Here is a 25,124-nt window from a genome sequence, read left to right as displayed (position 1 = left end):
CAACGCAGTGGCTCCCCTTTATAAGGCTACGGTGTACACACAAGTACTATCTGAAAGGGTTTCAGGCGTTATAGACCCCTTAAATTGTCATTACGAGCGCAGTGATAACGGAGCGAAGTAATCACATAATCCGGTAAGTTAAAGCGATTGCTTGTCTACAACACGCTCTTGCGTTCGTCGTTCCTCCTTGCTGCGGACAGGTTTTGTGAGCGATCGCACAATTCTATTGCTAGAGGACGAAACCAAGTGTCAGGTGGAATTTTACGACTTGTGTGTACACCGTAGTTTATAAGGGGAGCCACTGCGGTCTTGGGGTTTCCCCAAGTGGAGCAAGTGGCGTGAGGGTTAGGGTGGGGTAATTCGAGGACTGGTAGTGATTCAATAACTTATGCGTACACCATAGCCTTGGTAAGAAGAGGTCTATTTCTTTAATCTTCCCAATTTATAGAACAGATGTACTAAATGGTATGCTATAATTCCAATACGATTGATCTTGAAATCATAGTAAAGGATATGCTCTAGTTGCTTGCTTTCCTGAGTGCCAAAATTTACGGCATTAGTTGAGTGCAAGGCTATGGCAATTTGTACAAACAAAGCAGGTACAAGAGTCTAAAATAATTGAATCCTAAACTCGACTCGGTGCTAGTAATTACCTTTGAAAGGCATTGAAGTCTATATTTCCATGTCTTACGAACCCCTGCACCACAAATATCGCCCCAAAAGTTTTGCTGAACTAGTGGGCCAAGAGGCGATCGCTACCACCCTCACGAATGCGATCGGCACATCCAAAATCGCCCCCGCCTATTTATTCACTGGGCCTAGAGGTACGGGGAAAACTTCTAGTGCGCGGATTCTGGCTAAATCTCTTAATTGTCTCAAAAGTGACAAGCCCACTGCTGAACCCTGCGGTGTGTGTGAAGTTTGTCAGGGGATCACCAAGGGCTACGCCTTAGACATAATTGAAATTGACGCCGCCAGTAATACTGGTGTGGATAATATCCGCGAGTTGATTGAAAAAGCCCAGTTTGCTCCTGTGCAGTGTCGCTATAAAGTTTATGTAATCGATGAATGCCACATGCTCAGTACTCAGGCATTCAACGCGCTACTAAAGACATTAGAAGAACCACCGAAACACGTAGTTTTTGTGTTGGCGACAACAGACCCGCAACGGGTGTTACCAACAATTATTTCGCGCTGTCAAAGGTTTGATTTTAGACGCATTCAGTTAGAGGCGATGGTAAAGCATTTAAGTGCGATCGCATCTTTTGAAAACATTCATATTTCACCCGACGCACTAACCCTAGTAGCCCAACTTGCTCAGGGAGGGTTACGAGATGCCGAAAGTCTACTCGATCAATTGGGTTTATTAGCAGGTGAAGTGACACCGGATCGAGTTTGGGATTTAGTGGGGACAGTAAGCGAACAGGATTTGGTGGCACTGTTAAATGCGATCGCTCAAGATAAACCCGAAGCAGTTCTAGACTGTACTCACTACATTCTAGATCGTGGTCGAGAACCGCTAACTCTTCTGCAAAATCTCGCCGCCTTCTACCGCGATTTACTCATTGCTAAAACTGCACCCAATCGCCACGATTTGGTTGCTTGTACTCAGCAAACTTGGACAGCGTTGGTTGAGTTTGCTCAATACTTCGATATGAGCGTGATTTTGGCAGGACAAAAACACTTGCGAGAAGCTGAAGTACAAATTAAAAATACCACCCAGCCGCGTTTATGGTTGGAAGTAACATTACTAGGATTGTTACCCAGTGCGACAATTCAGCCACAAGCTCCAACTGTTACGCAGCGAGTTAACACACCTGTTGTATCTCCAAGCTATTCTCCAGCAGTTACCCAAAATCATGCAGTCTCTTCTTTATCGGTAGCTGAACCGCAAAAAAATCATAATTCTGCAAACAATCATGTAGCGGCTGCCCAAAATCAGCCCGTGACTTCATCTGTTTCAGTTGAACATCAAACAAATCACAATTCTCCTGCTAACTCAGTTTCACCACCAACTCCAGAACCTGTATCTGTACCCGTGTCACCTACGAACGTTGAACCAGTAACTTCAGAGGTTGTTGGTGAAGCAGAAGCAGAATATGACTTAACTCAGGTTTGGCAACAAGTACGTGCTAATTTTCCAATGCCTTCCAGGCAAGCTTTACTAGGGCAAATGTGCCAGCTAATAGAGTTTAACGGTACTGTGGCGCGTATTGCTGTTAAAGGGGCTAAATGGTATGAAACACTTAAATCTGATCTTCCGATGATGAAAGCAGCTTTCCAGAAGACTTTTCAACGTGAAGTTCAGGTAAATCTGGAACAAGTCAGTTCTGCAACTCCTACCTCAGCCAAAAAAAATCCACCCCCGAAAGACTCTACTCGCCCTCAGCAACCACCAACTCCCAGTTATAACCAGCAAATTCCGTCTCCAGCGCCAGCACCACAGCCAACCACTCCACCATCAGCACAAAATGGAAATGGTGTAAATAGAAATGGGGCAAATGGAAATGGCATAAATCGAAATGGCCAAAATGGAAATGGGGTACAAGCTTTGCCTCCAACTCCAAAACCAACACCCGTATCTGATTGGGAACCTGATGAAGTAGCGATCGCAGCTCAACGTCTGGCAGAATTTTTCAACGGACAAATTATCCGTTTTGCTGATGATTTCCCAGAATTCTCCGACTCCATGACTACACCTGAATGGGTAGAGGAAGCAGAAGTTGATGATGAATAAAAAAATGCAAAATTATTTTTGGTAATTTTGCATTTTTAATTTTTAATTTTTAATTTTTAATTCCCCAAAGGGGCTATTCCCCATGCCCTGTATGTAAAGTTTTCACCCATTTTAGGCGCTTTGGTCTTACCGACATCCGGGCAGTAGTACTGCTCATGACGACTAACCAGTGCAACATATATAAACTGCCACGCAGCGTTTGCACCAGCATCAGAAAATATGTAGAAGGTTGGAATTTCTGATCTTGACGTATGCGCCTTAAACCTGTAAACATCCCTACCATCGACATAGAAATGGACAAGCCTGTAATGGGGCTTAACATGGGTGGGCGATGACGAGCGATCGCCATTAATAAATCTGGGACTGTTGCTGTGGGTAAGATATACATAATCAGCATAAAAATCAGCAAATCCCAGCTTTTGCGCCATCCCATCCGGTTTTTGAGAATTAAATCCCAATAATCCAAATAGCGTTGATAACCGCCTTCTGCCCAACGGTTGCGCTGATGCCAAAGTGCGATCGCACTTGTGACTCCTTCTTCTTGCACTGCTGGATGGAAAACACACTCAATATCCCACTTATCCAGATGTAAGCGGATTGTCAAATCCAAATCATCGGTAATGGTTTCTTCATTCCAGCCACCACAGCTTTCCAAGGCTGAACGCCGGACAAATTGACCATTGCCGCGCAGTTCGCCAATGCCACCAAGGGCGGTTCGCTGTTGCTGAAACCAGGTATCAAGTGCCATTTCGGCCATTTGACCCTTAGTCCAAAAGTTTGTTTTAGCATTGGCGATCGCTTTTCGCACCTGCACCGCCCCCACCTTTTCTCTCTGAAATAAAGGTATTACCTGTTGCAGTAAATCTGGTGTTACCTGGGCATCAGCATCAAATACTGCTATGATATCGCCCTTTGTCAGAGGTAGTACCTGATTTAACGCCCCCGATTTGCCACCAGTAGCTTCTGCTGAACGCCTTAGTACTTTCAGTTGGTCATGTTTCTGTTGAAGTTCTGCTAATAAACGTGGTGTGCTATCACTGCTATGATCGTCAATTATCCATACTTCGTATTGCCCATTTGGATATTCCAGATCACAAAGATTTTTAACTAATTTAGCAATTACCGCTTCCTCATTTTTCGCAGCCACTAATACAGATACAGAGGGCAAATCGCCCTGTATTTCTTTTGGATAACGACGGGATTTAGTAAACACTACCACCAAGGCATGAAATCCTAGAATGGTGGTCAGTCCTAGAATAAATATAGAAGCCCAAGAAACTAAATGTAGAGCGATCGTGCTACTCCAAACGATAGTCAAGACTAGAGCCGCTTTGCGTCTACGACCTTGAAACCGGGGTGTTAGAGACACAGGATCAGTCTCTAACACCGACTCCTCGTTTGCTGATAGGTCAGACAACAAGGAGTTGAGCGGATCAAGCTCTTGATAAGAATCTTCTTCGGGCCAGGAATTCGCTGGCATAGGTTAGGTTGCTTGATTCAAAAACCAGTATTTGTCTACAGTTAGTAATTTTACGGACAAATATCCCTAAGCTACTTTTCCCGATATTAATCGGAATGGGCAAACTGCAATACCCGCTATCCCTAAGCCAAAAGCCGATGGGACTAACTTTGTTGTTACCGCTATTTTGCGTAATTACCTCGCATTAACCACCTTTGCTACTCTTAGACAGAGGCTTGATTCCTTTGATAGCCATTTAGGCAGGAAGCTTGTAGAGTGGGAATTTCTTCAATAAGAACTCCGATTTAGGCAAAGTAATAACAAGGTAGCAGCAGCTCGTCGTTGGGAGAAACAGCCATAATAACATCCACCACTTTACAGTGGGGATTTTTAATGTTATTTTTCCCAGCTTCGATAAAAGTTAATGCAGCATTATTCTAACCGAAATTTTAATATTTCTTAGCAGTAACTTCATTTTTGGGCATGGGAAAGAGGCAGAGGGGCAGGGTGCGGGGGGCAGAGGCGAAAATTCTTTTCCCATGCTCCCTCTGCTGCTCCCTCATCGCCATTCCCCACTATGTGCTTTAGATACATCTTTTGGGAATACTACTAACATCCACTAATATCCCCAGTTGGCATATTTAACAATGTCTATTGACCAACTCCAACTCCAGCCTGCCACTCAACAACAAGCCAGTGTTTATTTACCTTATATTCAGGGCACTAAACGCAATTTTTTACCTCTTGCCATTAGCCTTTATCAAAAAGGAGTCTTGGAGGGACAGAGGAAGATAGAAGGCAGTGAACATGTTCCCTTTGTCGCCTCTTGGAATGTTGCGACTTTACCCTCAGACTTAACCCGTTGCCGAATCCAGTTTGATGGCAATGCTGACCTGAGTTACGAACTAATGATGGCTAGTTTTGAGTTTATTAATTTTTTAATTGAAGTTATGGACAATTATAAACGTCATCGTGCAACCGATTTTTCACAACCGTTTTATCGCAAACTACTACGTATAGACGATTGATTAAACTGTAAAACATCGTTTCCAGCCAGTGGCTGGAAATGAGTATTTTAAATTTTTATGACAAGCAATAATTATATAAAGCTAATTAAAAAAATTTCTTTAACTATTCTTTAAACTTAATAAACTACTGATCAGTTTAGGCAAGCCACTACAGCATGGATTTGAATGCTCATATAATTCATTGCGTTCTATTTGCTTTGCCATCTTTTCAGCACGCTGAATTGCTTGTCCGGTTAACAATTTTAATGGTTTGGGATACAAGCACATTGATTTGTCGTAATCGGGTATATGCTTTTCGAGTAAATTAACTAACCTATCACGAGTGATTTGTGCAAAATGGTCTTGAAAGTGAATTAGATACCAGAGTTCAAAACAAGGATTTGTAATTGCCAGATTAATCTTTTGACTTTTAGCTCGACTTATTGCACTTTGCCAATTTGTCAGACTTTTTTCAATATGCTCATCTCCATCAAAAACAGCCCAAGCCTCATCTTCTTTACTCCACTGCTGGTTATCTTTTCTTTGCTGTCGTTCTTCTATAAGTCTTTCAATAATGCTACGTGGATCAGTTTTGTTTTGATGAGGCAATACAATAATATCTAAAGTTGATGAACGTAATTCATTACGGATACTATTAAAATAAATTGGTTCTGTTTTACTTCCTTCACAAGCAATTAGGATTTTCTGAGCAATATTCCTACTAGGTGGGCGACGATTTAACTTTTTTGGCACTACTTATCACCCTGTAAAATCATTTCCTCTTCAGATGGAAGAAATGGAACGGCTCCAAAACGACCATCTAAATAAGCTTTGTCAATTGCCAAATCATTTCGCACATGGAAATCAGTCAAGGGATACAATTCAGTGCTTTGGTCAGGGCGCTTTTGTGTAAACCAAATTTGATCACGACGTAATAAGTTATTTCTTTGTAAGGTATTATCATGACTTGTCAAAATCAGTTGAGCGTTTCTAGGATTTGTTTTAGGATTTTGAAATATTTTGATAATACTTTTTACAATATTAGGATGAATATTTGTGCCTAATTCATCAACAATTATCAATCCACTTATTCTCAAAGATGCTACTATGCGGAATGTTAAGTAAAATAAACGCTGAGTACCAAGAGACTCTTCATCGAAAAGCCACTGTATTTCGTTACCATCATTAGTGTTATGCACAGCATATACATTGTAGTCAGCCTGAGCATCAGATTTCTTTTTTAACTCTACTCTAGATAGTCCTGTGTCAAATTTCTGTACAATATTTAAGACTTCTTTAAGTAATTCATTGAATATATAAATACTACTATCTTGTATAATCGTAATCGAAACACGATCAAAATCTTCACTTCCTAAGTTAATTCCGCGCCATCCACTTGCTACCCAGTTAATAAAAGATTCAATTATATTTACTTTTAATTTTACTAATGTACTAATAAATAACTCATTTTCTCTAATATTATCCTGAAGTTGATTATGCGCTCCAGCAAAATCATCACCAGTTTTCCATATAAATTTTTTTTTACTTTCATCCCATTGACGATGAAATAAACGGCGCATACGCTTAGTTTTATTTAAAGTATAGTCCAATTTTTCTAAGAGTATATGATTCTGATTAAGTACTAGTGAATAAGTATAAATAGTATTATTAAATATAGTTTTTAACTCAAATTTTATAGGTTTTTGAGCATAGATACTATCTAATTTAAAAGGGTCTAGTTTTGCATATTTAAAGATTCTCTGCAATGCCACTGCTTCCTGTGTGCCATGTGCCATCATAAGCAATAAATAATCCAAAGCTTGGATAACATTACTCTTGCCTGATGCGTTAGCTCCAAAAATTGCTAGAACTGGTAAAAGCTCAATGTCCCACCCTTCAACATGATATCCAGGTGCAATTTCATGATCTGACTTTACCCGTTTGCGTTTACTACTTTGGCTTGTCTGACGATCGCTTTGTTTTTGAGCAACCGCACTTAGGGTTACAGGTTCTTTAATTGAGCGGTAGTTTTCGACCGTAAAATCTACAAGCATAATTTAACGCCTACAATTCAGTTGTTTGTGATTTATTCACGTAAATCTTATCTTAAAGGTAGGCAAATCTCCACTTTCACTACAACACATCACATGAACTAGCAGCCAGTGTAAGCTATGATTACACTTTAATACACGCAGTAATCCAGAACTCACTACCAGATTTAGATCGACAATAGGAATATAAGAAGTCTAACCAAGGCAGGTATAGGGCAATGGTGCGATTAAAACCGTGGCAGTGGGTCGTCTTAGCAATCCCGATCGCGTTTATCATTATTTTCTTACTGGTATCCGCCGGTTTGCAAATCCATGCGTGGGGCATTAACTGGATTTGGGGTGTATTCACCCTTTTATTCGTGGGTTGGCGTTGGCTATTAGTCAAATGGACTCAACCTGCTGTTAACCAAGTAGAAGCTGTATTAGCCCAAGTCCAAGAAGAACTCGAATCGACGGCAGAGGATGCAGTCGGGCTACCAGCTGGAAGTGATGTTACAAAGCTTGCAGAAGCTGCCCTTCAAGAGGTTCTGCAAGCAGCACAAAGCGATCGCCCGATTTGGGAAGATTGGCAAACTTTTTGGACGCGATGCCAAGATTTGGTTGTAGCGATCGCTCATATCTACAATCCTCAAATTCAATATCCGCTACTGAACATTTACGTCCCCCAAGCTTACGGGCTGATTCGAGGAACGGTGGATGATATGGATCGATGGATGCAAAAGTTATCCCCCGTCCTCAATCAGGTGACGGTTGGGCAAGCATACCAAGGATACGAAGTCTATCGGAAGTTAGAGCCATCGGCTCGGAAATTCTGGAAAGCTTGGAACTGGGCACAGTGGCTTTTAAATCCGGTAGCGGCAGTGGCTAAACAAGTCAGTAAGGGTTCTAGTAACCAAGCAACTCAGCAATTGTTGGGGAATTTGAGCCAGTTATTTCGAGAAGCTGCCCTGAGAAACTTATGTCAGCAGGCGATCGCACTTTACGGACGTACCACATTACCAGTTTCAGCAACCGTAGTTTCTACACCAACTCTACCCAAGGCAAAAACCCAAACCCTCCGAGAAATCCTGACTCAAGCCGAACCAGCCGAGGTAGTTGAGCAAAAACCCGTGAATATTCTGCTAGTAGGCCGCACGGGGTCAGGTAAAAGTAGCCTGATTAACACGCTATTTCAGGCGGATCTTGCAGCCGTTGATGTTTTACCTAGTACCGATCGCATTCAAAATTACCAATGGCAGACTGAAAGTGGGGAAATCCTAACGCTTTGGGATACACCTGGTTACGAACAAGTCAACCGTGCCGACCTCCGAAATCTGGTGCTTGATTATGCCATCAACGCAGACTTACTTTTGTTAGTCACCCCTGCGCTCGATCCTGCCTTGCAAATGGATGTAGACTTTTTGCAAGACATCAAAGCAGAAGTTGCAGATTTACCTGCGATCGCGATCGTTACTCAAGTAGATCGTTTGCGTCCGATCCGCGAATGGCAACCCCCTTATGATTGGGAATGGGGCGATCGCCCAAAAGAAATTGCCATTCGAGAAGCTACTGAGTATCGTGCAAAACTTCTGAAAAACTTTTGTAATCTAGTTGTGCCCGTGGTTACAGGTAAGGGCAAAACAAATCGAATCGCTTGGGGAGTAGAGGCGCTATCGTTAGGACTAATAGATGCGATCGCACCTACCAAGCAACTCCGTCTCGCCCGCTTTTTGCGTAACCTTGAAGTTCGCACCCTCGCTGCTGCTAAAATTATCGACCACTATACCTTCCAAATGGCGACAACACAGGGACTAACAGCATTGCTCAAAAGTCCCGTCCTCCAGTTTGTTTCTACGCTCTCAACCGGATCTCCAGCCCTAGCATATATGCTGGCACAGCAAATTCCCGTGGAACAGTTGCCGATTGTGATTGGCAAACTCCAAATGGGATATGAGCTTTTCTCGCTCTTGAATACAAGTAACCCCAACCCGCTCAATTTTGAATTGCTATCTCTCTGGCCGCTATTGCTAGAAAACTCCGCTTCACCCGATCGCAACGCCTGGGCATTTGGTCACGCCCTAGTGGAATACTGGACTCAAAATTTGACGGTTGAACAACTCCGGGAGCAATTTGAGTATTATCTGTCGATTGCCAAATAATTTGTCTGCATTGAATAATTAATGTCCATAAGCAATGTCTATAACGGGGTACACTTACGCATATTTCATCCTCATAATTCAGCTATTTAAGTATATCTACGAGGCAATATTTGTCAAAATTAATTATATTTATACCATAAGTACAAAAAACCAAAAATGCGGTAATGGGTCATACTCTCAACATCAAAGTTCAGATTACGATTAAGAGTAGGTGTCTGCTGAAACCTACCCGCCTTATCTGAGTTTTTACTCAGACATCCCTTTTGTTCGGAGTTATTTATGAAAAATATATTAGACATCTCCATCTCACAAAAACAGAATTCACATCAGAGTTATAGTATTTCGTCTTACAATAGACTGCTTTTGGTTGTGAAAGATTTGGCTTGTGTGCGGACTATTGAAGAAATTATTGAGATTGTGCGTTTGGCTGCTCGCGATCTGACTAATGCTGATGGGGTAACTTTTGTACTGCGGGATGGTGAATGCTGCCATTATGTTGATGAAAACGCCATTGGCCCACTTTGGAAAGGTATGCGTTTTCCGCTCAAATCTTGCATCTCCGGTTGGGCGATGCTCAATAAACAAGCAGCTGTGATTGAAGACATTTACCAGGATGCTCGAATTCCTATTGAGGCTTACAAAGTAACTTTTGTCAAGAGTTTAGTGATGGTTCCCATACGGATTTCTGAACCACTAGGTGCGATCGGAGCTTACTGGAGTAAACACCACCGAGCCACGTCCGAAGAGATAGAACTGCTTGAGATTTTGACCGACACTACAGCAGTTGCGATCGCAAACGTTCAACTTTTCCAGAAATTGACGAACCAAAACGCCCTGAAAGATAAATTTATTGCGATGCTAGCTCACGAGTTGAGAAATCCCGTTGCTCCCATTTCCAACGGGGTTCAGCTTCTTAAGTTGAAGTTAGGCGAGACTGGCGCAGTCGGACAAACAGTTTTAATGATGCAACACCAGATTAAGCACCTCTCGAAATTGATCGATGAGTTACTTGATGTATCGTCCATCACTTATGGAAAGATTTCATTAAACCTGGAGAAGGTTAATTTAGTAGAATTGGTTCACCAGAGTCTCAATGACCATGCACAAGCAATAAAGAGATTGAACCTTAATGTCGTACAAGACCTACCAAACAAGCCTCTGTGGGCTTACGTTGACCCGACCCGTTTCTTCCAAGTCTTTGGCAACCTTCTTGATAACGCCTTAAAGTTTTCCCAGCCAGATGGAACGATCTGGGTGGATCTCTCATTTATTCCAGGTGAAAATGGCTCAGGCAGTGTAGGAGTTTTATCTGTAAGAGACTCAGGCATAGGGATAGATCCGACAATCTTACCAGAACTATTTGAGCCGTTTACCCAAGCCGATCGCAGTTTAGACCGTTCGAGGGGCGGGTTAGGTTTGGGACTCTCGGTAGTAAAAAGTCTTGTGGAACTTCATGGTGGTAATGTTGAAGCCTCAAGTAAAGGGATCAATTTGGGAGCAGAATTCAAAGTTACTCTCCCTGTATGCGAAGAGATGACAGCTTGGCATAACGACCCGGAGATTATAGAAGCGGCTAAAAAATCCTTGAAGATTTTAGTCATCGAAGATAACGAAGATTCAGCCGTAACATTAAAAGCAGTACTTGAGTACTTTGGGCATGAAGTTTCCATTGCTAACAATGGAATTTCAGGAGTAGAAACTGCAAGGAAGTTTGAGCCTCAAGTGATTATTTGTGACATTGGACTTCCCGAAATGGATGGATTTGCCGTTGCACGGGAACTGAGTAAAGACTCCAAATTTACTCGCTCAATTCTGATTGCGCTTACCGGGTATGGTGGCCAGGAGGATAGAGAGCTTGCGCTTAAGTCTGGTTTTAAATGTCACTTGACCAAGCCTGTGGACTTTGAAATACTTACAGCAGAAATTGATCAATACTTTGATGGAGTATTATCAAGTTAACGAATTTTGCTACTTTCTCATCCTTACTTCAATTTCGCCGTTTTTCTCAAGAGTTACTTAGCACTCTTGAAGCCATGATCTGAACATAGCGGTTTGCTGCACAATCTGTCACGTAAAAACAGTAAATAACCTTAGATTTTCATGGATATATACCTTTACCCAAGTCACAACAATCCATGAGTGACAAAACTCAATACTTGTTGCAATTAGTAAAACGCAATGTCAAAGCGTATATTACCAACCCGAAAACGAAAGCTGTAATGGTTACAGGCTCAGTCGCAGAAGGGCTGTGTGATGAATACTCAGATTGCGACGTGATGCTTTATTATGATGAATTGCCTTCTGGAGAAGAGTTGCACCTTGCGCGTCAGCAGAATCAGGGTTCATTGATTGAGATTTTGGGCGATCGCCAAGAGGGTGCGATTGGTGAAAGTTTCCTTATAAACGGGATTGAATGTCAATTTGCTCATGCGACAATCGCACAATGGGAAAAGGAAATTTCAACCATCTTGGAGGATTTTGATGTTCAATCTCCGATAATGAAAGCGATGTCAGGAACATTAGTCGGAATTCCGTTGTATGGCGAAACGCTGATTGGGCAGTGGAAAGCTAAAATTGCAAATTATCCCGATGGACTCGCGCAAACGATGGTAGAGCATTATCTCAAATTTGTCCCCATTTGGGGAATGCAGTCCAAGCTTGCGAAACGAGATACAACACTCTGGTACTACCAAATCCTGGTTGAATCAGCCCAAAATCTTCTCGGTGTATTGTCTGGATTGAACCACTTGTATTACTCAACATTTCAATTCAAGCGAATGAGCAGATTTATTGACAAAATGGAGATTGCCCCTGAAAATCTTGCCTTTCGTCTCGAAGGCTTGTTTCGTCATAAAGCTTCTGTAGCTGTCAATGAACTTGAAGCAAATGAACTTGAAGCATTGGTTCGAGAAACCATAGAGCTTGTGGAGGTTAATATGCAAAGAGTGGATACTTCTGAAGCAAGACGGAGATTAGGTTGGAGACAGCAGCCGTGGAAACTGGGCGAATCAAATAGGTGAGGAATTCTAGCTAACAATCGTGTTGCAGCCTTTTCTCATTGCTTAAGCGTAACCCGTTTTAAACATTGTTTTTATTCTATTGAATTATCTGTTGTAGGCTTACCCGGATAAAAGCGATCGCTCAAAATTTCTACTGGACTGGGAATAATAGCTTTGTAGATTACCGCTATTACAAAAAAATTAACCCTCGGCTGATCACTGAGGGCTTTTTTGTTTGGCAAAATGGCATATCTCTAAATTAGACGATTGCTATGGTGTTTAAGTAGGATACATTCCATGCGAAAAGTACTGACTTGCATTACCCCTGGCTAACTACCAGGGGTTTTTATCAGAAATTCTACTGAGATATTACACCATTCTGAATAACTGTAAAGTTGACAATTTGATATAAGTAGTGATTTTAAAATTCACTACTTTTCCAAATTAATAAGAGATAGCGATTTTAATTCAACTAGAGAAGTGTCAATATAGGTTTATATCAAAGTGAAAAAATTAAGTGCAACTAATTAACAATGACAGAAGCTAAAAACGTAATCGGTGGAAACCTAGAAGCCTGCTGCACTTCTCCGATGACTGGGTTTTACCGCGACGGTTTTTGTCGCACAGGTGGTCAGGATTTCGGGTCGCACGTCGTATGTGCCGAAGTTACTTCAGAATTCCTGGAGTTCACTAAATCCCACGGGAACGATTTAAGTACACCTGTTCCTGGTTCTAATTTTCCTGGACTGAAGCCTGGCGATCGCTGGTGTTTGTGTGCTTCTCGCTGGCAAGAAGCTCTCGATGCTGGCGTTGCTCCACCCGTCGTCCTCTCTGCAACCCATGCTAGAGCTTTGGAAACGGTTTCCCTAGACGAATTAAAAAAACATGCCTTAACTTCGTCTTGATTTGAAATTGGGCATTGAGCATTGGGCATGGGAAAGAGGACTTGGGGACTCTTGAGAATTGGGGACAAGGGGAAAAACTTGTTGGAAGCTCTAAACCTTTGTCACCTTGTCCCCTCTGCTCCCCAATTCAAAATCAACCTACCGGAACTTCCACAGGTAGCTTTAATACATCGGCAACCATAGCAATCAATTTAGTGGGGTCAATTGGCTTAGATAAATGCTGCTGAAACCCTGCTGAAAGCGCTTCTAGGCGGTCTTCTTCTCGCGTATACGCTGTTAAAGCGATCGCTGGGATGCGTCCACCTTTTTCTGGTTCTAAAGAGCGCAGTTTGCGAATCAGCGTATAACCATCTTGCTCTGACATGCCGATGTCGCTAATCAAAATATCTGGTTTTGCTTGTTCAACCACTGCCAACGCTTCATCAACAGATGCTACCGCAGTGGCAAACGCCCCATATTCCTCAAACATAAAACTAAGAAAGTTACGGGTATCTGCTTCATCATCTACAACTAAAACTCTTAATCCAGCAAGAGGCGTCGATGCCACAGAGGAAGAACTTTCTCCTGTGGCTTCTCTACTGACTCTGCTAGCCCTATTGTCTTGTAGCAGTGGTAATCTCACAGTAAAGGTTGCTCCTTCTCCTGTGCCTGGACTTTCGGCAAAGATTTTACCTTTGTGCAGTTCTACTAGATGACGGACGATCGCTAGTCCTAGCCCTAATCCATTGTGCGATCGCGTTGTGGTGCTATCTGCTTGCCGGAAACGCTCAAATACGTTGGGCAAAAACTCGGAGCTGATACCAATCCCTGTATCAATAACTTGAATTTGGGCGTATTTGTAAGTTGTTTCTTGTTCTTGACAATAGATTACTGACAAATTCACATCTACCCTGCCACCTTTAGGGGTAAACTTAATAGCATTAGTTAGTAGATTCCAGACAACTTGCTGTAACCGGGCTGGATCGCCATAAACTGACCCGACTGAGGTATCCAAAACAGTATTTAACTTAATCTCTTTTGGTTCTGCTAGGGGACGCACTGCCTCTAGGGCTGCCTCCGTTACCGTGAGCAGATTAACCGCAGATACATTTAACCGCAACTGACCACGGATAATTCGGGATACATCTAAGATATCCTCAATTAGTTGCATCTGAGATATGGCGTTGCGTTCAATCGCTTCGAGGGCGCGGGAAGTGGCTTTTTCGTCAAGTTTCTTTGAGCGGAGGATCTTTGACCAGCCCAGCATTGAGGTTAAGGGTGTGCGGAGTTCGTGAGAAAGAACGGCGAGAAACTCATCTTTCATGCGATTTGCTGCTTCTGCTTCGGCTCTTGCTGTCTGTTCTCGAATTACTTGAGCGCGGACTTCTTCTGCTTGTTTGCGTTCAGTAATATCTTCGAGAGTGCCTACATATCCCAGCAATTCCCCTTGACCAGAAAGCATGGGTGATGAGCGAACTTGAACCCAACGGACAATGCCATGAGCAGTTTGAAAGCGAAACTCTTCAGAGTAATCACGACCTTCACGAATGTAGTTAGACCAAGTAGCAATTGCTCGTTCTCTATCTTCTGGATGAACAGATTCTAGCCATTTTTTTTGTAAACTCTCTGCCGCTTTCAAGCCACAAATTATTTGATAGCGAGGATTTGTATATCTACATCCTCCTTCAGTATCAATTTCAAAAATGCCAACGGGTGAACAAGTACTCAGCGATCGCAATCGTTCTTCACTTTGCCTGAGTTCTGCATTCACAGCTACCAGTTGCGCTGCTTGTTGCTTAACGGCTTCTGTTTTCTTAAATAGTTCTACGAATACTGTGACTTTAGAAGTCAAAATATTGGGGTCTAATGGTTTGAGCAAATAATCAACTGCACCCAAGGCATAGCCTTTAAATAACATTTGGTCGCTGGTGCTAAAAGCAGTGAGAAAAATAATTGGAGTGTGACGCGATCGCCCCCGATTGCGAATCAAGGTTGCAGTTTCAAAGCCATCCATCCCTGGCATTTGCACATCTAGCAAAATCACTGCAAAGTCTTGATGTAGCAGACACCTCAAAGCTTCTTCTCCAGAAGTAGCTCTCACCAAATTCTCTCCCAGTTTTTCCAGGATTGCCTCTAGTGCTAGCAAATTTTCTAGTTTATCATCCACTAGGAGGATGTTTACTTTGGGTTCCATCTGCATGGGTTTTTTTTCCGTGATTAATGACAAAGCTTAACCATTTGGGAAGCAATGTTTGAAAGTGTTAAAATCCAGTCTACTGCAACAGCAGAAATTGCTGCTTCTGGCATAACATCACTCTCAGCTGTGGCAGGTTCTTGTACGATAGTAAGCCCTCCCCGCGCTTTTATTTTCTTAAGACCTTGCATACCATCTTGGTTTGCTCCTGTCAATATTACACCAATAACTCGCTCATTATAGACATCGGCTGCTGACTCAAATAGCACATCGATAGATGGTCTGGCATAAGAAACAGGCTCATCAGTCGAAAGAGCAAAATGGCCAGGTTCAACCAATAAGTGATAATCTGCTGGAGCTATGTAGATATGTCCTGGTAGTATTTCGTCTTTGTCTTCCACTTCTCGAATCGGCAACGAAGTATATTCTTGTAATAACTCCTGAAGTGTGTTGTTAGACTCCTTGTGACGGTGTTGCACGATCGCGATCGGCACTAGAAAATCTGCTGGTAAATTACCCAAGAGAATTTTTAAGGCTGATAATCCACCCAAAGAAGTACCAATGACCACAATTTCAAATGCCACTTGTTTTTTCCTCACACCCGTTAGTGTGACTTGACGGCTCATTAAACCCTTTCAGCATTCTCCAGTTCCACCACAGCTACTAACTTACCTTGACTGGCTTTTATACCCATTAACCAAAATTATATATTTTTGTCATTTACATTACAATTAGAAATTTTATTATTGTGAAATACTTTACATAAAAAATATGATTTTTCTGGTTTTTTTGAATTTTAGTTAATGCTAGAATCGATACATTATAGAAATATATTTCTGCTAAATAACTAACTTTTACAAGTTTAATTATTATTGTTTTGACAATTCATAAAAATTTACTTAAGCTAAAGGATAGGTTAAGCAAATCAACAAATGACAGCGATTCGGTTTAGCTACATCAAAAATTGCTGTTGCAGACTATTGGCATGAGGAAATTAATCGCAACACAAATCATTCCCCAAAGGCAAGTTTACTAAATTTGTCTATCAAAAGCTAAGACATGATTAAGCGTATTGCGCCGCGCACATATTGAACAGATTCCGGTCAATTATAGATAGATACTTGTAGTGGTGTTAGTGAGTATCCATCAATCATTGAAGTTTAATTAGCCATTTTGGATTAAGGTCTTCTGGTTTATATCTCGTCAGGGACGGAATAAATCTAGAATCCAAAATTGCCAATCCAAAATTGATTGACCAAAGTGCGGTAGATATGTCCAGGAGAATCCAATGCTTGAGTATTTTACATCATTGAACGACCACAATTTGCCCTATCCAGATACGATTCATCCCATCGTTGTCCACTTCGTAATTGCGATGGTGTTGTTTTCCTTTTTCTGTGATTTAGTTGGCTATTTTACTGGTAAATCCAGTCTTTTTGAGGTGAGTTGGTGGAACATGTTAGTTGCCACGATCGCCATCTTTGTTGCGATTATTTTTGGTCAGTTTGAAGCGGGTTTAGCACAGCCTTACAGCCTAGCTAAATCGGTGCTGAACTTGCATACGTTGATTGGTTGGTCACTTTCGGGAATCATCACGGCAATTACAGCTTGGCGCTATGTAATTCGTGCCCGCAACCCGCAAAAAATATCAATTTATTATTTGGGAGCCGGACTAGTTTTAACTTTGATAGTTGGCTTGCAAGTATATCTCGGAGATGAACTTGTTTGGGTGTATGGATTGCATACAGTGCCAGTTGTGGAAGCAGTAAAGGATGGTCTGTTGCGATGAACTCAGAATTAATTGATCAATTGAGCGGCTCTCTAGGCGCAAACGGATTACCTTACACAATTCCCATTCATCCCAATTTAGTTCATCTGACAATCGGTTTGTTCATCATTGGAATGACCTTTGATATTGTCGGTGTTCTGTTCCCTTTTGAAAAATGGGTCTTCAAATATTTAGCAATTACTGTGGAACGTCAGAACTTATTTGATGTTGGCTGGTACAACATGCTAGCTGCCAGCATCATCACATTTTTCACAGTGGCAGCAGGCTTTTATGAAATGCTGTTGGCAACACCACCAGCTGATATGAAAAGTGCCTGGGGATTACAGGCAATGGAAACTATGCTTTGGCATGGTGTGGGTGGTGTGTTCTTGTTAGCGTTGATTGTTGTCCTGACCATCTGGAGAGGATGGCAGCGCTTCGTTTGGGCCAAACAAGAATATAAACACACAGATAGAGAAGTGCAATGGATCTATCTGTTGGCAGGCATAGCAATCATGTTCATTCTGTACGTCCACGGGACACTAGGGGCGCAAATGGCTGCCGAGTTTGGCGTACACAATACAGCAGATAATTTGCTGCGATCGCACCAAGACCTCAACAAAACACTCAAATAGTCATTTGTCAATTGTCCTTTGTCATTTGTTTCAAGTTACTAACCAATGACCAATGACCAATGACCTATGACCAATGACTAATGACCAATGACTAATGACTAATGACTAATGACCATGAAAATCCAGAAGATTTTAAATATTTTGACGCTGCTGACAGGCGCGATCGCAGTGACTGTTACGAGTCTCTGGATCGGGAAGCAGGCTTACTTTTGGCTTCCCCCCCAAGCAGCAGCTGAATCCCTACTAATTGATGATTTGATTAGCTTCTTAGTAACCCTTGGAGCCTTTATCTTCTTAGGAGTCACAAGTACTTTAATGTATTCTGTGATCTTCCATCGGGCAGTCAAAGATGACTTTACTGACGGCCCGCCAATTCATGGTAATGTCACCTTAGAAGTTGTCTGGACAGCAATCCCAATTCTGTTGGTGTTTTGGATTGCAGGCTACAGCTACCAAGTTTACGAACAAATGGGGATTCAAGGCCCATCGGAATTAGTTCATTTGCATAATCCGCTAGCAATGCAATCGGCTCATGCAGAACCAAAAGATGCACCAGCTAACGCTTTAGCGGAACCTGTAGAAAAAATCGACGTACTAGCTAAACAGTGGGCGTGGGTTTTCCATTATCCCGAAAGAGATATTACTAGTACCGAATTGCATTTACCAAGCGATCGCAGGATACGTTTAGCGCTGAAATCACAAGACGTTTTGCACGGCTTCTATATACCTGCATTTCGCCTCAAGCAGGATATTATTCCCAACCATGCGATCGACTTTGAATTTACTCCCATCCGCGCCGGCAATTACAGATTGACCGATTCCCAATATAGCGGTACATACTTTGCGACGATGCAGGCGAATGTAGTTGTCGAATCTCCTGAAGATTATCAGCAGTGGCTAGCACAAGCTGCAACTCAAAAGCCATCCGTTGCAAAAAATCAGGCAGCTTCTGAGTATGCCCAAACATCCAATCAATCAGTCCAAACTGGTTGGGTTACAGTTCCACCTGCTGCACCGACTCTAGTCAATTCACCTGGTTGAAAGGAAAGTAACTATGACTAATGTTCCTATTGAAGGTATTCTTTTCCCTGATGAGAAGCATAACCACGAATCTCCAAGTAATTGGAAAGAATACTTCAGCTTTAGTACCGACCACAAGGTAATTGGTATCCAGTATCTCGTTACCTCATTTTTCTTCTTTCTCGTTGGCGGTATCTTTGCGATGGTGATGCGGGGAGAACTAATGACACCCGAATCAGATTTAGTAGATCGCACCGTCTACAACGGTATGTTTACCATGCACGGCACTGTGATGCTGTTTTTGTGGACATTTCCCTCACTGGTTGGTTTTGCTAACTATTTAGTACCCCTGATGATTGGGGCGCGAGATATGGCATTCCCCCGCCTTAACGCCGTCGCCTTTTGGATGGTGCCAGTAGTCGGAATTATCATGATGGCTAGCTTCTTTGTCCCTGGTGGCCCAGCCCAAGCCGGTTGGTGGTCTTACCCACCAGTCAGTCTCCAGAATCCCACAGGTAACTTGATTAATGGTCAAGTTCTCTGGCTCTTAGCAGTGGCAATATCCGGCGTATCCTCAATTATGGGGGCAGTGAACTTTGTCACTACAATCGTGAAGATGCGGGCCCCAGGAATGGGCTTCTTTCGGATGCCCTTGTTTGTCTGGGGAGTGTTTAGCGCCCAGATTATCCAACTATTTGGACTACCTGCACTAACAGCAGGTGCGGTGATGTTGCTACTCGACCTCACAGTTGGCACGAGCTTTTTTGACCCCAGCAAGGGTGGGAATCCAGTTATGTTCCAGCATTACTTCTGGTTCTACTCCCACCCCGCCGTTTACGTGATCATTCTGCCTGTCTTTGCGATTTTCTCAGAAATCTTCCCAGTTTATTCACGTAAACCTCTATTTGGTTACAAAGTAGTCGCTATTTCATCCATCTTGATTGCAGGAGTAAGCGGCATTGTTTGGGTACACCACATGTACGTCAGTGGTACATCAGGCTGGATGCGGTTGCTTTTCATGCTGACGACAATGTGTGTGTCTGTCCCCACGGGAATTAAAGTATTTGCTTGGGTAGCAACTATTTGGGGGGGTAAACTGCGGCTAACTACCCCCATGCTGTTTGCCTTGGGTGGATTAGTCATGTTTGTCTTCGCCGGCATCACAGGCATCATGCTTTCCTCTGTGCCGGTTGATGTCCACGTTAACAATACCTACTTTGTAGTGGGACACTTCCACTACGTCCTCTACGGCACTGTGACGATGGGCTTGTATGCTGCCATCTATCACTGGTTCCCCAAAATGACTGGGCGGATGTACTCCGAAAGCTGGGGTAAAATCCACTTCTGGTTAGCCTTTATCGGCACCAACCTCAACTTTTTGCCCATGCACCCATTAGGATTGCAAGGCATGTTACGCCGAGTTGCTTCCTACGCCCCAGAGTATCAATTCTGGAATATCATCGCTAGTCTGGGCGGATTCCTCTTAGGAATGTCCACCTTGCCTTTCATCTTCAACATGGTGATTTCTTGGATGCAAGGCGAGAAAGCACCCGCTAACCCTTGGCGGGCAATCGGACTAGAGTGGTTAGTTTCTTCACCCCCCCCAGTAGAAAACTTTGAAGAAATTCCCATCATCATCTCCGAACCCTACGGCTACGGCAAATCAGAACCCTTGACATCCAACCTCCCAGAATAACGCCAAACATCGGGAAGACGCAAAAACCCTCCGCGTACCTCTGCGCTTCCCTCCGCGTTCCTTTGCGTTTCAAATTCCCCTCAAACCAAAAGCAAAATGGACAGTTATATCGATTCCCACGAATTGCACCACACAGCCGCAGAACATACCCACGACGAAGAAGGCAACAAGATGTTTGGCTTCATTGTCTTCCTACTATCTGAAAGCGTCATTTTCTTGAGTTTTTTTGCCGGATATGCCATCTACAAAACAACAACCCCTAACTGGCTACCAGCTGGTGTTTCGGGGCTAGAAGTAAAAGAACCGACAATCAACACAGTAATTCTTGTCGCTAGTAGCTTTGTAATTTACTTAGCAGAACGCGCCCTTCAACGCCATGACTTAGTGAAATTTCGCCTGTTTCTCTTGACAACAATGGCGATGGGTACTTACTTTTTGGTTGGGCAAGCGATTGAATGGAACGGCCTCGATTTTGGCTTCACTTCAGGGGTATTTGGTGGAACGTTTTACCTGCTAACAGGTTTCCACGGTTTGCACGTTTTCACAGGTATTCTGTTGCAGTCAATAATCTTGGTACGTTCTTTTATCCCTGGCAATTACGACACAGGCCACTTCGGCGTGAATGCGACTTCGTTGTTCTGGCACTTCGTCGATGTTATCTGGATTATTTTGTTTATCCTCATCTACGTTTGGCAGTAAATGAGAATGAGGGAGTAATTTCTCCCTCTGCTTGTTTCTCTTTAGACTAATTCAATTCATGATGGGTGAAGTGAAGACGCGATGAATCGCGTCTCTACAAATGGTGTGTTGTATTATTTTTTTAGATTGGTATTAGACTAAATAACTCGTATTTGGCACGATCGCAAAAAAGGCATACTCATACCAAGCAGTCCATAAGAAACTGCGAATCCATCGCTGGCGCTTTTCGGGAGTCAATTCATATTCAAATGCGCCACGAGATACATCAATGGAAGATAAGTGAGAGTTACAACCGCAACCGTGTTGATAAGTAAAACCGTATTTAGAAGCAATACTTTGTACCTTCATTTGAATCGCAAACACCTTACCTGCATGGAGTATGGCATCCCAAGCCCGTTTGTGTTCGATATCGCGCTGATCAAATCTTAAGGCGCGTTCTTCAAAAACATGATCGCGGTAAATTGGTGCTAGATGCACATGATAAAAGCTGGCAGGTAATTCATAACCAAACTCGTTGAATAAATCTATACCAATGCGAGCGACTTTTACTTCATTAGCATACTCTGTCCCTTTTGACTCCACATCACGGAGAATTTCTGCAAAGTTCGGATAGCTGTGTTTGAGAAAGTCTTGCCCAAAAAACTCTAGGGTTTCCCATGCCAATTGTGTAAATAGCTGGGAGAATGACGGTATCAAGTGAGCTATTTGGGGGCGATCGCTAAACAAGTCAACATCCCCATGCTCTAATTTATATAAGAACAACTGTGCCATCTCAACATAGCTCTGGGGATGGGAAACTCCGATACTTGTGGTTCCTCTAGCAATCTCTTGCCATATAGAAGGTAGTTGAGAAAGGTGAACCGCATTTTCTCCAGCAATGACTGCAACAGGAGGACATTCGAGAAGTTGCATCGACAATCTCCTTTAAGACTTTAATGTGTAATTTACCTTAAGCGATGTCTACGACGGGCTACGCCTACGTAACTTTACTCATAATATTTTTTTTAGAAAATACTTAGTGCTAATTAGAATACACTTTTAATTATATTCTCTCTATTTTTACGGTTAAATCCACCTACATCGCGTTCATCTGGTAATCCAAAAGGTCTAGATTTTAACCACCAGCTATTTTCTTATATAGTTTTTCCCCTTTAACTATTTCTTCATAGTACTGTTCATAAGGGGTGAACCTAATAGATTCTTGCCTTCCTAAACCCAAGATACCAAAGTTACTAAGGCTATTATAAAACAGTTCGTGTACCCGCTTTTGAAGTACCTGATTGAAATATATTAGGACATTACGACAAAGAATAACATTAAACTCATTAAAAGAACTGTCAGTTGCTAAATTATGCTGGGCGAAAACAACATTTTCTCTTAGAGATGCTCGAAAAATTGCGTTATCATAAGCTGCTGTATAATATTCTGAAAAAGACTTTTTACCGCCTGCTTTCAGATAAAGTTGGGTATATTCTTGCATCAGTTTCAGAGAAAAAATCCCACTTTTGGCATTTTGTAATACCTTCTCATTAGTATCAGTTGCATATATACGGCAACGGTGGTAAAGACCTTCTTCTTGTAGTAATATTGCCATTGAATAGACTTCTTCACCAGTCGAGCATCCAGCGTGCCAGATACGAATAAAGGGATAAGTTTGCAAGAAGGGAATAACTTGATTTCTGAAGGCGTGATAAAAGCTAGGATCGCGAAACATTGATGTGACATTCACCGTCAGAGCAAGCAAAAATCGTTCCAAATAGGCACGGTTGTGGAGTAACCTTTCTTGCAATGCAGAAACATTTGCTAACCCCTCTAATTCCATGAAGCCCTGAATTCGGCGCTTGAGAGAGGAAAGAGCATAATTGCGAAAGTCATAACCATAGTATTGATACACACCTTCCAAAAGCAGATGTATTTCTATATCCTCCAAGGTTGGCTTGGGCAAAGTCATAGTACGAATTAGCATATTATATTGAGCCAGTTTCGGTTATTTAAATGTGCTGGCAATACAACGAGTTAAGCTGCTTGGAGTTAGCCAAACCAATATTTCCCAAAACACCTGATTGAGAAAAAATTATTCACATTTTAAGTGGTAATATTTTTATAACCAAAGTGAATTTTACGCAGAAAATAGCTTGCTGGGTCTATTAGACTTTGATAACGATGTTACTTATGAGGTTTAGTTTCACCTAGTGGCTGTTATTCCTAAAGCAGCGATCGCTATTATTGAAATCCCAACTAGCCATCTCACCTGATAGCGTAGATTTCTAATCTCTTGGCTCAAATTTTCTCTCTGTGGTATGGGATATGGTTGAAGTTCTGCAACTTCAACAGCTACTTCTGGGGGTTTCTTTTGGACACTTTCAAAAGTCACCTGCGTATGTAGCCAATTAGTAATTAGTTGAGGACAGTTTTTCTTAAACCAATTTAAAGCCAAAGTTCTAAAAACTGGTTTGGACATTCGCGCAATTAATTTCATCACCCTGTTTATCGGTTTCACGCGAAGCTTTTGGTTGATCAGATTGACTGAGCCAACATCATAGAGACAATCCAGAATCATTTTAACAGTGGCTTCTTCACTGTTAATCAAGTTTTGCAGTAAAAGCAGAACATCGTGCATACGCTCTGCTTCAATAACTTTTTCTGTCAAGGTTTCTGGAGAACCTACTGAAGGAGTTACGGTTGTATTTAGGGCGTTTCGTCTTACTATTGTCATGTTAGTAACGTAGCAGTCTTAATAATTTAAGTACACCTGTCTACCGGGATAAAGATTTTTTATCTAGAGAAAGAACCTAAAAGCCAAATTTTTTTCGTGAGATACATGATTATATGGTGTCTGTAAAAGGGTTATTTGTCTAGTTTATTTAAAACTTTTATCTATTTCTGAGTAATTGAACTAGAACTAAGAAGTAGAAGCTCTTAGATTCAATGGAGCATTGGTTTTGAGTAAGAATTCAGCACGGGCTAAACGCCCCGCTACCGCTAACAGCAGTCAGAAGTCAGAATTTATCAGGAGTTCAGTATGATTGGGATATTCATTTATCAAATCTCCGTCTGATTCTTTAACTATTCTGACTCCTGTATTCTTACCGTTTTGAAAAACATATCTTCATTTTTTATTTAGATGCTAATACGTCAATTTGTGCAACAACCCGTTCTAATTCGTCAATAATTATAGTGGTTCCAGTCTTTCTGAAGGCATCTACAAGCGCCCGATAATACCAAAGAGTTCCTTCTTTTCCCCCATGAAAACGTTCCCAAAGTGATTCGCCCAAAACGCGATAATCTTTGAGAATAGATTGGGCGTTGTAAAGTTTATCTGCTAATGACACGAGCAGTACTGATGAGGAAGCGGTAGGAATATGAGCAATGTATGCCTCCTTGCGCTGTAGCCAAGGTGGTTTTGGAATTGTATCAGCATCAGTACAACCATCTACAATTGCTGTTACATTGTCACCAAAGCGACGGCGAATTTCTTCTCGTGTTGCAGCGCCACCTTGATCTTCGATCGCATCGTGTAAGAGAGCTGCGATCGCTTCATCTTCATTTGCCCCATATTCTAAGGCAATACTGGCAACACCTAATAAATGGGCAACGTAAGGAACACCTGAACCTTTACGAACTTGCTTCGCGTGCAGTTGGGTGGCGTAGGTAAGAGCTGTGGTAAAACGTTCTGAGAGCATTGCTTTGAAATAATAAAACAGCCTATAGTTAGATATTGCCTTGGTTTTAATGTCAATTTTATAACAAACTGCTCCAGACACAGAGAAAACAGAGCAGAAGACGGATATAGAAGTAATTGAATATCAACCTAAAATTGAGATATCTATCAAGCTT

22 protein-coding genes are annotated in these 25,124 nt (G+C 42.1%); 12 read left to right on the top strand and 10 right to left on the bottom strand.

Features of this window, described 5'->3' with window-relative positions; all coding sequences use genetic code 11:
* Positions 1-151 precede the first annotated feature (151 nt).
* On the top strand, positions 152-292 hold the full coding sequence (locus RMZ43_RS14320) for a hypothetical protein (protein ID WP_322654748.1): 141 nt from the start codon (positions 152-154) through the stop codon (positions 290-292).
* Positions 293-682: 390 nt separating this feature from the next.
* Positions 683-2,737, top strand: coding sequence for a DNA polymerase III subunit gamma/tau (locus RMZ43_RS14315; protein ID WP_322654749.1), 2,055 nt, complete (start codon positions 683-685; stop codon positions 2,735-2,737).
* Positions 2,738-2,810: 73 nt separating this feature from the next.
* Here the strand turns inward: RMZ43_RS14315 and RMZ43_RS14310 are convergent, their stop codons facing one another.
* Positions 2,811-4,217 (bottom strand): glycosyltransferase, encoded by a 1,407-nt coding sequence (locus RMZ43_RS14310; protein WP_322654750.1) that lies wholly within the window; start codon positions 4,215-4,217, stop codon positions 2,811-2,813.
* Between the two features lie 626 nt (positions 4,218-4,843).
* On the opposite strand from RMZ43_RS14310, the gene ebsA reads away from it, so the two are divergent.
* Positions 4,844-5,224, top strand: coding sequence for a type IV pilus biogenesis protein EbsA (gene ebsA / locus RMZ43_RS14305; RefSeq protein WP_322647860.1), 381 nt, complete (start codon positions 4,844-4,846; stop codon positions 5,222-5,224).
* Between the two features lie 99 nt (positions 5,225-5,323).
* Here the strand turns inward: ebsA and RMZ43_RS14300 are convergent, their stop codons facing one another.
* Positions 5,324-5,956 (bottom strand): RloB family protein, encoded by a 633-nt coding sequence (locus RMZ43_RS14300; RefSeq protein WP_322654751.1) that lies wholly within the window; start codon positions 5,954-5,956, stop codon positions 5,324-5,326.
* Positions 5,956-7,257 (bottom strand): AAA family ATPase, encoded by a 1,302-nt coding sequence (locus tag RMZ43_RS14295; protein WP_322654752.1) that lies wholly within the window; start codon positions 7,255-7,257, stop codon positions 5,956-5,958. Before RMZ43_RS14295 ends, RMZ43_RS14300 begins: the two co-directional genes overlap by 1 nt.
* Positions 7,258-7,472: 215 nt before the next feature.
* On the opposite strand from RMZ43_RS14295, the gene RMZ43_RS14290 reads away from it, so the two are divergent.
* The 3 genes from RMZ43_RS14290 (at position 7,473) to RMZ43_RS14280 (ending at position 12,412) form a co-directional block, all read left to right on the top strand.
* On the top strand, positions 7,473-9,392 hold the full coding sequence (locus tag RMZ43_RS14290) for a GTPase family protein (protein WP_322654753.1): 1,920 nt from the start codon (positions 7,473-7,475) through the stop codon (positions 9,390-9,392).
* A 279-nt stretch (positions 9,393-9,671) separates the two neighbouring features.
* Positions 9,672-11,351: a hybrid sensor histidine kinase/response regulator gene (locus tag RMZ43_RS14285; protein WP_322654754.1), complete on the top strand. Its 1,680-nt coding sequence runs from the start codon at positions 9,672-9,674 to the stop codon at positions 11,349-11,351.
* 176 nt (positions 11,352-11,527) lie between these two features.
* Positions 11,528-12,412, top strand: a complete 885-nt coding sequence (locus RMZ43_RS14280) for a hypothetical protein (protein WP_322654755.1) — start codon at positions 11,528-11,530, stop codon at positions 12,410-12,412.
* Between the two features lie 71 nt (positions 12,413-12,483).
* On the opposite strand, the gene RMZ43_RS14275 is transcribed toward RMZ43_RS14280, so the two are convergent.
* Complete coding sequence (locus RMZ43_RS14275) at positions 12,484-12,633, bottom strand: hypothetical protein (protein ID WP_322647865.1); 150 nt, start codon at positions 12,631-12,633, stop codon at positions 12,484-12,486.
* A gap of 291 nt (positions 12,634-12,924) precedes the next feature.
* Between RMZ43_RS14275 and RMZ43_RS14270 the strand changes: the two genes are divergently transcribed.
* The gene (locus RMZ43_RS14270; protein ID WP_322654756.1) at positions 12,925-13,296 is read left to right on the top strand and encodes a DUF2237 family protein; all 372 of its coding nucleotides are present in this window, start codon (positions 12,925-12,927) and stop codon (positions 13,294-13,296) included.
* A gap of 133 nt (positions 13,297-13,429) precedes the next feature.
* Here the strand turns inward: RMZ43_RS14270 and RMZ43_RS14265 are convergent, their stop codons facing one another.
* Positions 13,430-15,475 carry a hybrid sensor histidine kinase/response regulator gene (locus tag RMZ43_RS14265; RefSeq protein ID WP_322654757.1) on the bottom strand — a complete coding sequence of 682 codons (2,046 nt, stop codon included), beginning with the start codon at positions 15,473-15,475 and terminating at the stop codon, positions 13,430-13,432.
* 17 nt (positions 15,476-15,492) lie between these two features.
* Positions 15,493-16,053 carry a chemotaxis protein CheB gene (locus RMZ43_RS14260; RefSeq protein WP_322648100.1) on the bottom strand — a complete coding sequence of 187 codons (561 nt, stop codon included), beginning with the start codon at positions 16,051-16,053 and terminating at the stop codon, positions 15,493-15,495.
* A gap of 704 nt (positions 16,054-16,757) precedes the next feature.
* On the opposite strand from RMZ43_RS14260, the gene RMZ43_RS14255 reads away from it, so the two are divergent.
* From RMZ43_RS14255 to RMZ43_RS14235, 5 genes are all read left to right on the top strand, one after another.
* Complete coding sequence (locus RMZ43_RS14255) at positions 16,758-17,258, top strand: DUF2231 domain-containing protein (RefSeq protein WP_322647868.1); 501 nt, start codon at positions 16,758-16,760, stop codon at positions 17,256-17,258.
* Positions 17,255-17,872 carry a DUF2231 domain-containing protein gene (locus RMZ43_RS14250; protein ID WP_322654758.1) on the top strand — a complete coding sequence of 206 codons (618 nt, stop codon included), beginning with the start codon at positions 17,255-17,257 and terminating at the stop codon, positions 17,870-17,872. The genes RMZ43_RS14255 and RMZ43_RS14250 overlap by 4 nt, the downstream gene beginning before the upstream one ends.
* 114 nt (positions 17,873-17,986) lie before the next feature.
* On the top strand, positions 17,987-18,913 hold the full coding sequence (locus RMZ43_RS14245; protein WP_322654944.1) for a cytochrome c oxidase subunit II: 927 nt from the start codon (positions 17,987-17,989) through the stop codon (positions 18,911-18,913).
* 13 nt (positions 18,914-18,926) lie between these two features.
* On the top strand, positions 18,927-20,588 hold the full coding sequence (ctaD, locus tag RMZ43_RS14240) for a cytochrome c oxidase subunit I (RefSeq protein ID WP_322654759.1): 1,662 nt from the start codon (positions 18,927-18,929) through the stop codon (positions 20,586-20,588).
* Between the two features lie 96 nt (positions 20,589-20,684).
* Positions 20,685-21,287, top strand: coding sequence for a cytochrome c oxidase subunit 3 (locus RMZ43_RS14235; RefSeq protein ID WP_322647871.1), 603 nt, complete (start codon positions 20,685-20,687; stop codon positions 21,285-21,287).
* A gap of 132 nt (positions 21,288-21,419) precedes the next feature.
* Here the strand turns inward: RMZ43_RS14235 and RMZ43_RS14230 are convergent, their stop codons facing one another.
* From RMZ43_RS14230 to RMZ43_RS14215, 4 genes are all read right to left on the bottom strand, one after another.
* Positions 21,420-22,199 (bottom strand): hypothetical protein, encoded by a 780-nt coding sequence (locus RMZ43_RS14230; RefSeq protein ID WP_322654760.1) that lies wholly within the window; start codon positions 22,197-22,199, stop codon positions 21,420-21,422.
* 202 nt (positions 22,200-22,401) lie between these two features.
* On the bottom strand, positions 22,402-23,238 hold the full coding sequence (locus RMZ43_RS14225; RefSeq protein WP_322647873.1) for a CheR family methyltransferase: 837 nt from the start codon (positions 23,236-23,238) through the stop codon (positions 22,402-22,404).
* 234 nt (positions 23,239-23,472) lie between these two features.
* Positions 23,473-24,003, bottom strand: a complete 531-nt coding sequence (locus RMZ43_RS14220; RefSeq protein ID WP_322654761.1) for a hypothetical protein — start codon at positions 24,001-24,003, stop codon at positions 23,473-23,475.
* 400 nt (positions 24,004-24,403) lie between these two features.
* Entirely contained in the window at positions 24,404-24,970 is a 567-nt protein-coding gene (locus RMZ43_RS14215; protein ID WP_322654762.1) for an HD domain-containing protein, read from the bottom strand.
* Positions 24,971-25,124 lie beyond the last annotated feature (154 nt).

The sequence above is a fragment of the Nostoc sp. CmiVER01 genome, from assembly GCF_034531135.2.
Classification (GTDB): domain Bacteria; phylum Cyanobacteriota; class Cyanobacteriia; order Cyanobacteriales; family Nostocaceae; genus Nostoc.
This window is presented reverse-complemented; position numbering and strand designations above follow the sequence as displayed.